The following is a 14,955-nucleotide window of genomic DNA, read 5'->3' as shown; positions in this document are numbered from 1 at the left end:
ATGCGGTTTTGCCCGGTATCTAGTCGTGGCACGGACGCGCCGGATTGCTGGCTGCACTGCTTCCATCGTCTTTGTCCAACCTTCCCGGCCGAAGTCGCGGTGGTTGGCTTCTCGTGCCTGGCCGTCGGTCTTGCCGTCATCTAGTTCAGCGGCAAACGGCGATAGGTTCCGGGCTTTGCCGGGTCATGATACTTGTTGCACGGTCCTTTCTCGGTAAAGTCTCTGTGACAGGCAGCGAGGTTTTCGCGCGACAAGGTGACGCCGAGACCGGGACCTTCCGGAACGCGCACGAAATTGTTCTTCGGCGAAAACGGCCCTTCCTCGGTGACATCCATGGGCAGCATGCGAAACAGCGACTGGTTCGGCTCCCTGATCCAGCCGAGTGCCGCGCACAGGTGCAGATAGGCGGCACTGCCGATACCGCTGTCGCCGCTGTAGCACCAGAAATCGATGCCGGCGTGCTCGCAGGCGCCCACGAAGCGCAGCAGCCGGCCTATGCCGCCATGCGTCGTCGGGTTGCCGACGAACGCGTCCGGAACCTTGGTTTCCATGGCGCGCGCAATGTCGATGTTGTGGGTCGAGAACGGGATCGAGCAATGGCGCCGCAATTCGCGCATCTCCTCGATCGTCGCCACCGGGTCCTCCCAGTTGCGCACGCCGAGGTCTTCCAGCGGCCGCGCCAGCCGCCGCGCGGTGCTGAGCGAATAGGCCTGGTTGGAATCGATACGGATCATCGCATCGTCGCCGAGTTTCTTGCGGATCAGCTCGACCATCCTGAGCGAGACTTTCGGATCATCGGTCGAGAACTTGCCTTCGAAGAAGGTCGTTCCGTGCGTCTCGTGCAATTCGACGCAATAATCGGCGACTTCTTCCGGCGTCGTCTCGCCCTTCACCTTTGGTCCATCACCGCGCAGCGAAAAATAGTCGGTGAACGGGATGTCCTTGCGCACGGCGCCGCCAAGCAACTGGTAGAGCGGTTGGTTCCACGCCTTGCCGCGCAGGTCCCACAACGCCATCTCGATGGCGCCGAAAGCCATGATGCGGGTGCGGTCATTGATCGACTGCACGCCGGTCCAGAAGGGCAGGCAGACATGCTCGGCGCCGGCGATGTCGAAGGCATCGCGCCCGACCAGCCGTGGCGCCAGGACATCGTTGATGATCGCCGCCGCCGCTGGCGTCGGCGCCTCGCCAAGGCCGATCAGGCCATCCTCCGTCTCGACTTCGACGATGGTCGGCGAAAATCCGTCGAGCTCGCCGAACACCCAGGCGTAGGGCGCCTCGAGGCGCAGATTAATCGGCGTGGCTTTGATGCTTCGGATTTTCATCTCAGCGGCCGACTTCGAAGAAAGGTGCACCGAGCAGATCGGGAACGACATCGATGCCAAGGCCCGGCCCGTCCGGAATGCCCATGCGGCTGCCGGTGACCGGCGGCATGTTCGACGCCGTGCGCACCGTCACCCACTCATGGAAGGCGATCGCATGCAGCCGGCGCTCCTCGGGCGTCGACAGCGACAGGTGTGCCATCGCAGCGGTGTCGATCTCGGCGCCACCAGTGTCCTCGACCGTGATCATGAAGCCCAAATCGACGGCAACATCGCGGATCTGACGGGTCTTCGTCACGCCGCCCAGCCGCGAGATCTTCAGCGTTAGCCCGTCGGCCGCGCCCCGACGATGGATTTCCAGCATCTCCTCGAGCGAGGTGACGGATTCGTCGAGCACCATTGGCTTGTCGAGCATGCGGCGAACCGACATGTTCTCCTCGATCGTCGTGCAGGGCTGCTCGAACGTGTAGTCGATGCTGCGCGTCGCGTCGGCAAACTGGCGCGCCTGGTAGGGGGTCCAGCCGGCGTTGGCATCGCAGAAGATGACCGTGCCTTTCGGCACCGAGGCGGCGACCGCGGCGACGCGTTCGATGTCGTCATGGACATTGCCGCCGACCTTGACCTGCAGCCGGTGGAAACCATCCTTGACGATGCGCTTGGCCAGCGCGGCCATGGCGTCGACGCTGCCGTGCGTGACGACCTTGTAGAGTTCGGCCGTCTCGCTCTCCTTGCCGCCCAGCAGCGTTACCAGCGGCACGTCGGCGGCTCGTGCCGCCAGATCCCAGCAGGCCATGTCGAGCGCCGACTTGATGTAGGAATGGCCCTTGAACACCGTATCCATCAGCCGCCCGATGCTTGCCAGCCCGCGCGGATCGTGGCCGATAAGGTGCGGCGCGATTTCGGGCACGCCGGCGCGGGTGCCGGCCGGGAAGGCTGCCGAATAGAAATTGCCGAGCGGCGCCATCTCGCCCCAGCCGGTAAGGCCGCTGTCGGAGGTGATCGACACGATCACCGCGTCGAAAGCGTTGGCCTCGCGCCCCTTCGACATGCGGTATGGCCCGTCCACGAAGGGCTGCACGACATGGTAGGCCTTGATGGTTTCGATCTGCACGTGTCTTGTCCGCTGTCTGTGATGTTGGGAACGGGTCAGGCGCCCCTCGACGGGCGTTGTTCGAGGCCGCGCGCGTAGGCAAGCAACTCCTCGAAATCGAGATCGATGTGCTCCCTGGCATGGCGCTGGGCGGCACGCATGTCCTTGCCCTTCAGCAACCGCACATAGGTTTCGTGAACGTCTTCGGCCGGAACCGGCTCATTGCGGGCATGTTGGTGGAGCGCAAAATACATCTGCAGCCGGCTGGTCAGCCGTTGCCAGGTTTCCAGCAGCACCGAATTGTCGGCCCATTCGTAGATCAGGCCATGCAGTTGCAGCGCGGTTTCGATTTGGCGTGTCGTGTCCAACGCACGGGTCGCCTGCTTCACGGCTTCGTGGCGCCGGTCGAGCTCGTCGAAGAAGCGCTGGTCGCGCAGCGGCCACGCCCGCTCGATGGCCAGCTCGTCCATCACCTTGTTGAACGAATAGGCATCGTCGATGTCCTTGGCTGTGACCTCGATGACAAAGGTGCCGGCATAGGGAATGCTGGTCAGGATGCCTTCCTGCACCAGCTCGCGCATTGCCTCGCGCAACGGCGCGCGGCTGACCCGCATTTGTTCGGAAATCCGCAGCTCGTTGAGCTTCTGGCCGGGTGCGAGCTGCCCGGTCAGGATCGCGCGCCGCAACAGCGCGACGATCTCGGCGCGTCGCGTCGTGTCCGCAATCGGACTGAAATCCGCTTTCGCCATTCGGCCGCTCCCAGGGAAATCGAAAGCAAGACAAGCAGATTGTCGACAATCTAACAAGAGGTCATCTTCGGATTCTTGGGGCCGCTGGCATATTGCCTCTTCGGTCTCAGGCGGCGCGGCCGTAGAAGCCGACGCGCTCCTCGGCGCTAAACATCACGCCGGGCTTCTCATAGTAGGAAAACACCGCGATCATGCGCTCTCGCTCGCCTTCGACGGTGGTGACGCGATGCGCGGTGTTCTTGCCGCGGAAGACATTGAGTGTGCCCGGTTTCATGCACAGGATCTTGGAATCGGGGTCGCGCCCTTCCAGCAGCCTTGCGACGCCGTCATAGTTGGGATTGTCGTCCGACCTCAGATCGGTGCGGTATTCGAGGTCGCCGCCACGCTCCGCTGCCTGCAACAACAGCGTCGTCGTGAATTCGGAACGATCGAAATGCCAGTTCAAAGCCTCGCCGGCGCGATAGGCCATGACGTTGGTACGGGCCAGGGGATCCTGCATGACATGCAATCTGGGCTTGCCCATCGTCGCTGCCAGGAAGCGCAGTAGCGGTTCGTATTCGTAGATGGCGAGCACGACACTGCCAGGAATCTGGTCGGCACAGACGGTGTGACTGATGGTCTCCACCTTGCGCAGCGCCGGATGGTCGGGTGCAAGCTCGGGAATGTCAGGCTTGAAGTAGATGTTGTGCATGCGCTTGTGCGCATGCGAGCGCGCGGCCATCACCGGCTGGATTTCGCGCACGGCTTGTTCCGCCACGCCGGGGCGCAAAAACCCTTCCAGATTGAACATGCCGGCGGCTTCGAGCGCGGCGACGGATTGTTCGACAAGGCGCTGCCATTCGGCGCTGCCTTCGCGGTCGAGCGGATAGCGGTTGAGATCGAGGATGTCTTTCATCGTCATGGCTCCGAAGGTTGTGAGCTTATGAGACGGCAAAAAAATCTTTCTCTCAACGTCGAAAATAGTTAGGATTGGCCAAGAAAAACTTACGGACTCGATGTGGAACGGTTGCCGCCGCTGAATGCGATCAAGGCTTTCGAGGTTGCGGCGCGTGCCGGCAGCTTCACTTTGGCCGCCTCTGAACTCGGCGTATCGTCGGCGGCGGTCAGCCAGCAGATCCGCAACCTCGAGAGCTGGTTCGGCAAGCAGCTGTTTGTGCGTAGCGGCAATCGCATCGCGCTCACCGACGCCGGCCACGCCATCTATCCGCAGACAGCGAAAGCTTTGGGAGACATCGCCACCATAGGCCAGCGCATGCTGGAGGGCGGGGTGCGGACGCGTCTGGTCGTCAGTGTGCCATTCTCGTTGGCCGAACTGTGGCTGGCGCCGAGGCTGGCGGTACTTCTCGATGCCTTTCCGCAGATGGCGATCGACGTTCGGGTCGAGGACGATCCGGTCGACCTGATGCGCCAGAACGTCGATCTGCGCATCAGCTATGGCGACTATCACTATCCCGGGCTGAAACTTGTTCGTCTCGTCCATGACGATGTCCTGCCGGTCTGTGCACCGGAATTCTGGCACCGGCACGGCAATGGCGATCCCAGTCTGGCGGATTTGCACGAGAGCCAGTTCATCCACACCAATTGGGGGCCGAACTATGCCTCGCACCCGACCTGGGCGGACTGGTTCGCGGCATCCGGCGGCAGTCGCTCGCCCGACCCGTCGCACGGGCGGCGCGTCGGCCTGTCCAGCCTGGCGATCGCCTCGGCAAGACTGGGTCTGGGCATCGCCCTTGGCCAGCGGGTCATGGCGCGCGCCGATCTGGAGGCCGGTCGGCTGATTGCGCTCTCCTCCGTCTCGGTGCGCCTCGGGCATCCCTACTGTGCGTTTATGCCGCCGGCCAAGGCCGACCGCGCCGATGTTGCCGGTCTGGTGGAACTGCTCAGTCGAGGGGCGCCCGCGACCGGGGGGAAGGTCGGGGCGCCGCGCTGAAGCCGGGTCCTGACGGGGGTGTTCAGGTGGCCGGCTTTTCCGGTATCGGCGATACAGGCGCTCCGGGTCCGATCTTCTGCAGATTGCCCGTGATCACCTGGTCGCCCTCGGCGACGCCGCTGAGGATGGCGACCTGATCGCCGCTCGTCGGTCCTAGCGAAACCAGCCGCTGGTCGACGGTGTTGCCCTTGCCGACGACATAGAGATATTTGCCGAGCTGGCTCGAGCCCAGCGCCGTCTGCGGCACCATCAGCGCGTCGGCCTGCTCTCTCACATGCAGCCGGACACGAACATATTGGCCCGGCAGCAGCGTGAACTTGCCATTGCCGATCGTCGCGCGCGCTGTGATGGTGCCGGTCGAGCGGTCGATCGAATTGTCGATGAAGGTAAGCTCACCCTTTTGGCTGGCCTCGGTCTGGCCGGGGAGCAGGACCTCCACTTCGATCGGGCCGTTGGCACGGGCTTGCTCGATCTCGGCCAGATCCGTCTCGCTCGGGTTGAAGGTGACGTAGATCGGGTCGAGCTGCACCAGCGTGTTGAGCACGGTACCGGCAACGCTGACCAGCGTTCCGACCGAGGCCTGGTTGCGGCCCAGGCGCCCGCCAAACGGCGCGCGGATTTCGGCATAGCCCAGATTGAGCTCTGCCGTGCGGACCGCCGCCTGGTTGACCGCCAGCGACGCCTGCGCTTCGCGCAAGGTGCTGGTGCGCTGGTCGAACCCGTCCTTGGCGAGGTAGCCGCTCTTGGCGAGCTCGGTGCCGCGACCGAGATTGGACCGGGCATAGTCGAGCGTCGCCGTGTCGCGCTGCACTTGCGCCTTGGCCTGGTCGAGAGCCGCCTGGAAGTCGTCAGGCGAGATCTTGTAGAGAAGGTCGCCTTGCCGGACGTCGACGCCGTCGGCTGCGGTCTGCTCCTGCAGATAGCCCGGAATCCTGGCCTGCAAGGTGATGCTGCGGATCGGTTCCGTCCGCGCGGCATAGTCCAGGTAGATCGGGATCGTCTTCTTGACGACACTGACCACCGGCACAGGCATGACGAATGCCGCCGGAGCAGGCGTCGCCGCGGCCGTGCCGGCATTGAGGCTGAGGTTGCCCATGTCGAGCAGATGGACGCTGGCCACCGAGATCGCTCCCAGCGCGACAGCCGTTCCCAACGCGATTTTCCATTTACGCATGATCAGTCTCCAATCTTATTCGGCCGCTTCCGCCAGGGGCGGGATAGCGTGCTCAGTCGTTGGTTCATTATCTTGAGAGGCGGGCTCGTCACTGCCGCGGCGTTCGCGCAGCTGTTCGATGACCGCGTAGAACACCGGCACGAACACCAGCGACAGGATGGTCGCCGCGACCATGCCGCCGAACACAGTGGTGCCGATCGACTGCCGGCTTGCCGCACCGGCGCCGGTCGCAAACATCAGCGGCAGCACGCCGAGGATGAAGGCGAAGGCCGTCATCAGGATCGGCCGCAGCCTGAGCCGTGCCGCCTCCATCGCCGCGTCGACGATGCTGAGGCCTTCCTCGCGCCGTCGCCTTGCGAACTCGACGATCAGGATCGCGTTCTTGGCCGCCAGGCCGATCAGCATGACGAAGCCGATCTGCGAGTAGACGTCGATCTGCATGCCGCGCAGCAACAAGGCTACGAAGGCGCCGAACAGGGCCAGTGGCACCGCCAACAGCACCATGAACGGCATCGCCCAGCTCTCATATTGCATCGCCAGGATCAGGAAGACGAAGACGATGGCGAGGCCGAAGACGACGGACGCGATCGATCCTGCCTTGAGCTCCTGGAAGGTGATGCCGGTCCATTCGAAACCGAAATCCCTTGGCAGCGCAATGGCAGCGGCCCGTTCCATCGCGGCAACCGCCTGGCCTGAGGAAAAGCCGGGTGCGGCACCGCCATTGATCGAGGCCGAGGCATTGTTGTTGTAATGCGGGACGGTCTCCGGGCCGACGAAGGGCACGAGTTTGCCCAGCGTCGAGAGCGGCACCATGCCGCCGGAGGCATTGCGCACATAGAGCCGCGAAATGTCGGCGGCACCCGCACGTGCATCCTTGTCGGCCTGGATGGTCACCCGGAAGGTGCGGCCGAACAGGTTGAAGTCGTTGACGTAGAGCGAGCCGAGATAGATCTGCAGCGTGTTGAAGACATCGGGCAGGTTGAGGCCGAGCAGTTTGGCCTTGCTGCGGTCGAGGTCGTAGTTGAACTGCGGCGTCGAGGTCGAGAACGGCGAGAACAGCTGCTGCGGGTTGATTTCCGGCTGCTTGCGCGCCTCGGCAATCACGGCTTGCGTCGCATCGTTGAGGGCTGAACTGCCGCGGCCGGTCAGATCCTCGACGACGAATTCGAAGCCGCCTGTGGTGCCGATACCCGGGATAGACGGCGGATCGAAGCTCAGCGCGAAAGCTTCCGGGATCTGCATCAGCTTGCCGCGCACATCGGCGACGAGCTTCGACGCGCTCTGGTCGGGGCCGCGCTCCTCCCAGGGCTTCAGGATGGCGAATTCGACCGCCGAATTCGACTGCGCCGCACTGGTCAGGAAATTCAGGCCGCTGATCGAGCCGACAATCTCGACGCCGGGCGTCGCCTGCAGGATGTCGCGCGCCTTCTGCGCCACCGCGTCGGTGCGTTCCAGCGACGCGCCGTCGGGCAACTGGATGACGACGAAGAAATAGCCCTGGTCCTCGACCGGAAGGAAGGTCGAGGGCAGCCGCTGCCAGACGAAGTAGGTGGCGACCAGGCCGGCCGCGAACAGGCCGAGCATGATCCAGCGCAAGCGGACGAGAATGCGTACGCCATTGGCGTAGGCGTGCGATAGCCTGTCGAAGCCGGCGTTGAACCAGCGGAACGGGGCGAACTGCGTCTCGCCGCGATGGCGCAGGAAGGCCGCACTGAGCGCGGGACTGAGCGTCAATGAGTTGAAGGCGGAGATGCCGACGGAGATCGCCACGGTCAGCGCGAACTGGTTGTAGAGCTTGCCGGAGACGCCGGGAATGAAGGCGACCGGCACGAACACCGCCATCAGCACCGCGGTGGTGGCGATGATCGGTCCGGTGACCTCGCGCATTGCGGCCTTGGTCGCCGCAAGCGGCTTGAGCCCGGCCTCCAGCTGTCGTTCGACATTCTCAACCACGACGATGGCGTCGTCGACGACGAGGCCGATCGCCAGCACCATGCCGAGCAGGGAGAGCATGTTGAGCGAGAAGCCGAGCATCTCCATGACGACCAGCGTCGCCACCAGCGACACCGGAATGGCGATGGTCGGGATGATCGTCGTGCGCCAGCTTTGCAGGAAGAGGAACACCACGGCGACGACCAGCACCAGCGCTTCGCCGAGCGTGATCAGCACGTCATGCATCGATGCCGAGACGAAGCGCGTCGTGTCGTAGTGCATCGCATAGGACACGCCCTTCGGGAAGCGGCCCGACAGCTCCTGCATCTTGTCCTTGACGCGCTGCTGCAGATCGAGCGCGTTGGAGCCGGGCATCTGGTAGACGGCAAGCACCACGGTCGGGTCCTTGCCGAAGAAGGCCGACGACGAATATTGCAGCGCGCCGAGCTCGATGCGGGCGACGTCGCGCAGCCTGACCAGCGAGCCGGTGTCGGTATTGGCGCGCACGACGATGTCGCCGAATTCCTTTGGATCGCTCAACCGGCCGACGGCGTTGACCTGCATCTCGAAGGCGGTGCCGGCCGGGGCCGGCGATTGGCCAATCTTGCCGGCCGCCACCTGGACATTCTGCTCGGCGATGGCGTTCTGCACATCGACGGCGGTGATGCCGAGATTGGCGAGCTTGTCGGGATCGAGCCAGACGCGCATCGAATAGCGCCGCTCGCCGAAGATCTGCACATCGCCGACGCCGGGCAGCCGCTTCAGCGGATCGACCACCTGCAGATAGGCAAGGTTGCTCAGTGCCACCGGATCGACCGAACTGTCGGGCGAGGTCAGGTTGACGATGAGGACGAAGTTCGGATTCTGCTTCTTGATCGTCACGCCGCCCTGGTTGACGATCGCCGGCAGCGACGAAGCCGCCTGCGAGACGCGGTTCTGCACGTCGACGGCGGCGGTGCTCAGCGAATAGCCGACATCGAAGGTGATGGTGATGGTCGAGGAGCCGTCATTGGAGCTCGTCGACGACATGTAGGTCATGCCCTGCACGCCGTTGATCTGCTGCTCCAGCGGCGTCGTCACCGTATCGGCCACCACTTGTGCGCTGGCGCCTGGATAGTGGGCGCTGACCACGACCTGCGGTGGCGTGATGTCGGGAAACTGCGAGACGGGCAGCAGGAAATAACAAATCGACCCGGCGAGCACCATGATGATGGCGATCGCCGAGGCGAAGATCGGACGGTGGATGAAAAAGTTTACCACGAGACGCAAGCCTCCCCGGCTGCTCTTGCCCGCCCGAAGGCGCTGGCGACGCTGGACAGTCTTTGACCGCGCTTGTCACCGAGGTCGTCCCGCGAATGCAGCAACGGCACCTCGTTGCGCTGCGCATCGGCAAGCGAGCGCAGCATCGTCTCGAAGGCGCGCGGGTCGACGCCATCGGCTTTCATGACCAGCCGGATCATCGGATCCCGGACGGCCTCATCTATGGTAAGATCGCGGCGCTGTGGCATTGGCCGGCTCCTTGTCTGTCGATTCGCAGCCCATGCTCGCGAACCGTTTTTAATCTCTTCACCGGCCGAGGCCGCATGATTGGCAGTTTCTCGCCCCTCTCGTCTGGCAGGGCCGTTCACGGCCTTGTTATTGACGGTGGACGATATAGGTGTTACCAGTAAGTAACATTCTGGAAGTTACAGACCGGTAACACCCTAGTCAAGAGGTGGCCGAGGGTTTTTTGGAAACGAAAGGAGATCATGATGACAGACGGCATCGTGGAGCGCTCTCGTCCCCGGGATCGGATCCTGGAGACGGCACGCGACATGTTCCACAAGCATGGCATCAAGGGCGTCGGCGTCGACGCCATCACCGAAGCTGCCGGCACGAACAAGATGACGCTCTATCGTCACTTCGAATCCAAGGACGAACTGATCGTCGAATGCCTGCGCGCCAATGCGGCCAAGGCCGGCGCTATGTGGGATGCGTTCGATGCCGAATTTCCTGGTGACAAGCTTGCCCAGCTGCATGCCTGGGTTCGCAAGGCGGCTGCCATGCTCAATGCGGACGGGCGCGGCTGCGACATGGCCAACGCCGCCGCTGAACTGACCGAGCCGGACCATCCGGCCAGGCTGGTGATCAAGGAACTCAAAGAAGCCCAGCGCGAGCGCCTTGTGACGCTATGTCGGGACGCGGGCATCGGCCAGGCTGAACTGCTCGCCGATACGCTGTCGCTTCTGCTCGAGGGTGCGCGGGTTAGTGTACAGACCGTGGGTTCGGAAGGTCCGAGCACGCAGTTCGTGCGCATGGCTGAAGGATTGATCGCTTCTTTCCGGGGCGCCGCCGCCGGTTGACGGGACCCGTGGCCTGTCAACGTGCGTCATTCCATCTGCGATGACTGGGCGTGCTTTGGTGTCGCTGTACCGCCATTCCTGCCGGCCAAACGAAAAAAGCCCGCTGCGGGAGGAGGTGGCAGCGGGCTCGATTTTCGAATGTGGCGCGGGAGGAGGTGCACCCCATTCAGCGTCGGCATCGCATCTGGGAGGAGTAGATGGCCGACAACCAGAACCTACGAGTTGCCCAACGATTCGGCAACAAAGAAACTTGCATAGCTGCTGTGCAGATTTGCCGTGCCAATTATCGTACAAATCCGGAAGCCCGGTTTAGCCAAGCCATTTCGCATTACTGCACGGGGACGTTTTCCCTGAAGATCAAGCGCGGTTCGATGAACTTGCGCGTCAGATAGGGTGCCGAGGAGGCAATCGAGCCGAGCAGGCGAATGACCGACTGTTCCGCGATCAGCCTGGCATTCTGGTCGATGACGACATCGAGCAGGTCGTCGACGAGATGACCACGCGTGTCCTTCGTCAAGTCGTGGCAGATGAACACCGGCTTGCGGTTCGGCCTGGCCTCGCGGATCGCCTTTGCAACGCCCGAATGCCCAGCTCCGACGCAATAGATGCCGAGCAGCTCCGGCTCGTCGTGCAGCGCCTTCATGGTCTCGGTGTAGCTGGCATCGGGCTCGTCGTTGACCTCGACGGCGCTGCTGACGGTCAGATTGGGAAACTCCTCACTGAGCACCGAGCGGAAACCCATTTCGCGTTCCTCGTGGCCGCGATAGGAACGTGAGCCGACGACCATCGCCAGATGACCGATTCGGCCGCCAAGGAAGCGTCCCATCAGCAGCGCCGCCGTTCGTCCCGCCACCCGGTTGTCGATGCCGACATAGGCCGCGCGCGGTGCCGCCGGAACATCGGACACCAGCGTCACCAGGCGCATGCCGGCATCGACGATGTCGTGCAGGATGTTGCGCGTACGCGGATGATCGACGGCGATGACACCGACGCCATTGGCCCTGAGCGAAAGGTTTTCGACAGCGCTCTGCAGCGCGTTCGGCGAGATACCGGCGAGGTTATGGATCCGGCACGAGGCAACAAGCGGCAGGCGCGCGGCGTAGTCCTCGATGTGCCCGGCGAGATCGCGCATGAAGGCATTGCTGCCGATCGGCAGCAGGAATTCAAGGTGGGCGGGCCGCGAGGGTAGCGTCACCTGATCGGCGACCGGCAGATAGCCGACTTGCTTGGCCGCCTCCATGACGCGCTGGCGGTTGGCCGCACTCGCACCCGGCCGGTTGTTGAGCACCCGGTCGACCGTTGCGGTCGATAGCCCGCAGCTACGAGCGATATCGGAGACAGTGGCTTTCATGCCGTAACCCACAGCCCGCAGCTACGAGCGATATCGGAGACAGTGGCTTTCATGCCGTAACCCACAGCCCGCAGTTGCGTGCGGTATCCGAGACTGTGGCTTTCATGTTGCAATCCTGTTCGCCATGCGATGGCGCGTCAGACAAGCGATGCGATCTGAGGTGACGGGTGATTGCCGCCCATCACCATTCTCAGTGCGATGGCTTGCCATCGGCGATGGCATCGCGGATCTCCTTGTCCGACATGCCGGTAATGATCCGTTCGACCTCCGCCACGCTGGTCTTCTTGGGGTCTATGTCGTCAGCAACCACCTTGCCCCGGCGCATGACGACGATGCGGTCGACCACCTGGAAGACATGGTGGATGTTGTGGGCGATGAAAATGCAGGAATGGCCGGAATCGCGGGCGCTGCGCACGAAGCTCAGCACACCCTGTGTTTCGGCGACGCCGAGATTGTTGGTCGGCTCGTCGAGAATGATCAGGTCGCTGTCGAAATGCATGGCGCGCGCGATCGCCACCGCCTGGCGCTCGCCGCCGGAGAGCGAGCCGATCGGCGTCGTCGGCGGGATGTTCTTCGAGATGCCGACCTGCTTGAGCAAGTCGCGGGCAACCGTGTTCATCGCGTCCTGGTCCATCCGGTTGAGAAAGCGCGGCGACTTGATCGGCTCGCGTCCGAGGAACAGATTGCGGGCGATCGACAGTTGCGTGACCAGCGCCGAGTCCTGGTAGATGGTCTCGATGCCGTGGGCGATGGCGTCGCTGGTGCTGCGCAGGCTCACCTTGTTGCCGCGGATGAAGATGTCGCCGCTGGTCAGCGGAACGGCACCCGAGAGCACCTTGATCAGCGTCGACTTGCCGGCGCCATTGTCGCCGAGCAAGCCGACGATCTCCCGTTCATTGACGTGGAAATTGGCATCCTCCAGCGCCTGCACGCGGCCGTAGGACTTGCGGATGTTCGTCATGCGGATCAGTGGCTCGGCCATGGTTCAAGTCCCTGCCTGATGCCGGCGTTCCAGCCATGAATGCAGCGCCATCATGCCAAGGATGATGGCGCCGATGAAGATGTTGTAGGCAAGACCGGGCACGCCGATCAGCACGATGCCGTTGCGCATCACGCGCAGGATCAGGATGCCGAGCACGGTGCCGATGATCGTGCCGCGCCCGCCGGTCAGCGCGGTACCGCCGATCACCACCATGGCGATGACTTCCAGTTCATAGCCGGTGCCGCTGTTGGGGTTGGCCGCCGAGGTGCGCAGCGACGAGATGACGCCGGCAAGCGAAGCCATGACCGACGACAGCACGAACAGGCCGATCTTGACGCCGCTGACATTGACGCCGCGCGCCCTTGCAGCACTCGGGTTGCCGCCGGCCGCCTGGATCCAGTTGCCGGTGCGGCTTTGCGTCAGCACATAGCCGAGCGCGATCGCCGCGGCGATGAACCAGAACAGCGACATGTAGATGCGGAACGGTCCGATGAAGAAATCGCCGACCAGCGCTTCGGCCAGCCAGCTGCCCTCCGCACTCCAGGTGCGCTGCGGAAAACCGTCGGTGACGAAAAGGGCGGTGCCGCGCACCACAAGCAGCATGCCGAGCGTCACCAGGAAGGATGGGATCTTGAGTTGCGTCACGAACCAGCCATTGACCAGCCCGATGATGGCGGCGACCAGCAGCGCGGCGACAAAGCCGACCTCAAGGGAGGTCAGGCCGCTGTTGAACAGGGTCCACATCAAGACCGGCGAGAAGCCGAACAGGGAACCGACCGAGAGGTCGAACTCGCCCGACGTCATCAACAGCGTCATCGCCAGCGCGATCAGGCCGAGCTCGACCGTGAAGGCCAGCGTATTGGAGATATTCTGCGGCGACAGGAAGTCGTGGTTGAAACTCCAGAAAACGGCGATCTCGACGACGAGCAGCACGAAAGGGCCGAATTCCGGCCGTGCGATCAGGCGTTGGACGAGCGAATGATTTTCCACAGGCAATCCGCGACATGAGTGGAAGGCTGAGCGTTGCACATCGCGTGCGAAGGGCTCGGCGAAATGGAGAGCCAGTCGCGATCGTTGGGCGGCCGCGACTGTTGAGATTGGATGTTACTTGCCGGACAGGATGTCGTCGTAGATCTGCGCGGTGTCTTTTTCGTAGAGCGCGCCGGTGATGACGTTGAAGCCCGGAGGAATGCCGCCGGCGGCCATATTGGCCAGCGAAAGCGCGACATAGCTGGTCGCCTGCGGGTCCTGCCACTGGCCGGCATTGACATAGCCGTTCAGCACTTCCTGGGTGGTGTCGAGCGAGTTGCCCCAGCCGACAACCGGGATTTCGCCCGGCTTGATGCCGACCTGGTCGAACACCCGCTTGATCGAGCCGGTGACGAGATCGCCCAGGCCGATGATCGCCTTGACCTTGGCTTTGTTGGCAGTGAGGTAGTCGACCATGCGGTTGATCACTTCAGCCTGGTCGAGCGTCGCTTCGGTGATTTCATAGGTGATGCCGAGCGGCTCGAAGACACTCTTGATGCCTTCCTCTTCCTGCACGCCATAGGTGGCGCCGGGGATCTCGACCGGCATCCAGACGAAGTCGCCCTTCTTCACCAGGCCTTTGTCGACCAGATACTGCGCCCAGTGTTTGCCGAAGGTGACATTGTCGCCGCCGACATAGGCGTTGAAGTCGGCTTTCGGGTCGGGCGTGTTGAAATTGATGATCGGCACTTTCGCCGCCCGCGCTTCCTTGACGATCTCGATCAGGCTGCCCGGATCAGGGCTCGTGGTGACGATACCATCGGCCTTGGCGGAGAGGGCGGCGCGAACCGCTTCTTGCTGTGAGGCGACGTCGCCATTGTGGAACGAGGTGTTGACCGTGTTGCCGGTATCCTTGGCCCATTGCTTGGCGCCGGCCAGGAAGTAGGTCCAGACCGGATCGGCCGGGCCGCCATGCGAAATCCAGTAGAACGTCTTGGCCTGTGCCGCTGCTGGTATCACCATCAGCGCCACCAACAGGCCGTATAGAACAAGTCTTAGCCGTGTCAGCATTTGATTTCCTCCCGTTGTAGATGGTCAGTTCAAAATCCGTCCC

Annotated in this window: 13 protein-coding genes; 2 read left to right on the top strand and 11 right to left on the bottom strand. The window is 63.2% G+C overall.

Going from position 1 to position 14,955, the window contains the following annotated elements; genetic code table 11:
• Positions 1-140 precede the first annotated feature (140 nt).
• From NKK51_RS02225 to NKK51_RS02210, 4 genes are all read right to left on the bottom strand, one after another.
• Positions 141-1,325, bottom strand: coding sequence for a mandelate racemase/muconate lactonizing enzyme family protein (locus NKK51_RS02225; RefSeq protein ID WP_352550928.1), 1,185 nt, complete (start codon positions 1,323-1,325; stop codon positions 141-143).
• A gap of 1 nt (position 1,326) precedes the next feature.
• Positions 1,327-2,433, bottom strand: a complete 1,107-nt coding sequence (locus tag NKK51_RS02220; protein ID WP_352550927.1) for a mandelate racemase/muconate lactonizing enzyme family protein — start codon at positions 2,431-2,433, stop codon at positions 1,327-1,329.
• A 35-nt stretch (positions 2,434-2,468) separates the two neighbouring features.
• Complete coding sequence (locus NKK51_RS02215; protein ID WP_023808713.1) at positions 2,469-3,161, bottom strand: GntR family transcriptional regulator; 693 nt, start codon at positions 3,159-3,161, stop codon at positions 2,469-2,471.
• Between the two features lie 106 nt (positions 3,162-3,267).
• A complete protein-coding gene (locus tag NKK51_RS02210) occupies positions 3,268-4,056 on the bottom strand; it encodes a HalD/BesD family halogenase (protein ID WP_352550925.1) in 789 nt (262 codons plus the stop codon).
• A gap of 102 nt (positions 4,057-4,158) precedes the next feature.
• On the opposite strand from NKK51_RS02210, the gene NKK51_RS02205 reads away from it, so the two are divergent.
• Positions 4,159-5,091, top strand: a complete 933-nt coding sequence (locus tag NKK51_RS02205) for a LysR substrate-binding domain-containing protein (protein WP_352550923.1) — start codon at positions 4,159-4,161, stop codon at positions 5,089-5,091.
• 22 nt (positions 5,092-5,113) lie between these two features.
• On the opposite strand, the gene NKK51_RS02200 is transcribed toward NKK51_RS02205, so the two are convergent.
• From NKK51_RS02200 to NKK51_RS02190, 3 genes are read right to left on the bottom strand one after another with little or no spacing between them, the layout of a single operon-like run.
• Positions 5,114-6,265 carry an efflux RND transporter periplasmic adaptor subunit gene (locus tag NKK51_RS02200; protein ID WP_352550921.1) on the bottom strand — a complete coding sequence of 384 codons (1,152 nt, stop codon included), beginning with the start codon at positions 6,263-6,265 and terminating at the stop codon, positions 5,114-5,116.
• 15 nt (positions 6,266-6,280) lie between these two features.
• Complete coding sequence (locus NKK51_RS02195; protein WP_352550919.1) at positions 6,281-9,457, bottom strand: efflux RND transporter permease subunit; 3,177 nt, start codon at positions 9,455-9,457, stop codon at positions 6,281-6,283.
• Positions 9,451-9,705, bottom strand: coding sequence for a hypothetical protein (locus NKK51_RS02190; RefSeq protein WP_023808708.1), 255 nt, complete (start codon positions 9,703-9,705; stop codon positions 9,451-9,453). Before NKK51_RS02190 ends, NKK51_RS02195 begins: the two co-directional genes overlap by 7 nt.
• 243 nt (positions 9,706-9,948) lie before the next feature.
• Here NKK51_RS02190 and NKK51_RS02185 point away from each other — a divergent pair, with 243 nt between their 5' ends.
• Entirely contained in the window at positions 9,949-10,539 is a 591-nt protein-coding gene (locus tag NKK51_RS02185; protein WP_023808707.1) for a TetR/AcrR family transcriptional regulator, read from the top strand.
• A 328-nt stretch (positions 10,540-10,867) separates the two neighbouring features.
• Here the strand turns inward: NKK51_RS02185 and NKK51_RS02180 are convergent, their stop codons facing one another.
• The 4 genes from NKK51_RS02180 to NKK51_RS02165 form a co-directional block, all read right to left on the bottom strand.
• The gene (locus NKK51_RS02180) at positions 10,868-11,890 is read right to left on the bottom strand and encodes a LacI family DNA-binding transcriptional regulator (RefSeq protein ID WP_128302452.1); all 1,023 of its coding nucleotides are present in this window, start codon (positions 11,888-11,890) and stop codon (positions 10,868-10,870) included.
• A gap of 190 nt (positions 11,891-12,080) precedes the next feature.
• On the bottom strand, positions 12,081-12,872 hold the full coding sequence (locus tag NKK51_RS02175) for an ATP-binding cassette domain-containing protein (protein ID WP_023808705.1): 792 nt from the start codon (positions 12,870-12,872) through the stop codon (positions 12,081-12,083).
• A gap of 3 nt (positions 12,873-12,875) precedes the next feature.
• Positions 12,876-13,862 (bottom strand): ABC transporter permease, encoded by a 987-nt coding sequence (locus tag NKK51_RS02170; RefSeq protein WP_128302453.1) that lies wholly within the window; start codon positions 13,860-13,862, stop codon positions 12,876-12,878.
• Positions 13,863-13,976: 114 nt separating this feature from the next.
• Positions 13,977-14,912, bottom strand: a complete 936-nt coding sequence (locus NKK51_RS02165; protein WP_023808703.1) for a substrate-binding domain-containing protein — start codon at positions 14,910-14,912, stop codon at positions 13,977-13,979.
• Positions 14,913-14,955 lie beyond the last annotated feature (43 nt).

Origin of the sequence: Mesorhizobium sp. M0011 (assembly GCF_040324155.1) — a bacterium.
GTDB lineage: Bacteria > Pseudomonadota > Alphaproteobacteria > Rhizobiales > Rhizobiaceae > Mesorhizobium.
Note: the sequence above shows the minus strand (reverse complement) of the source record. Positions and strands in the feature narration are given on the sequence as shown.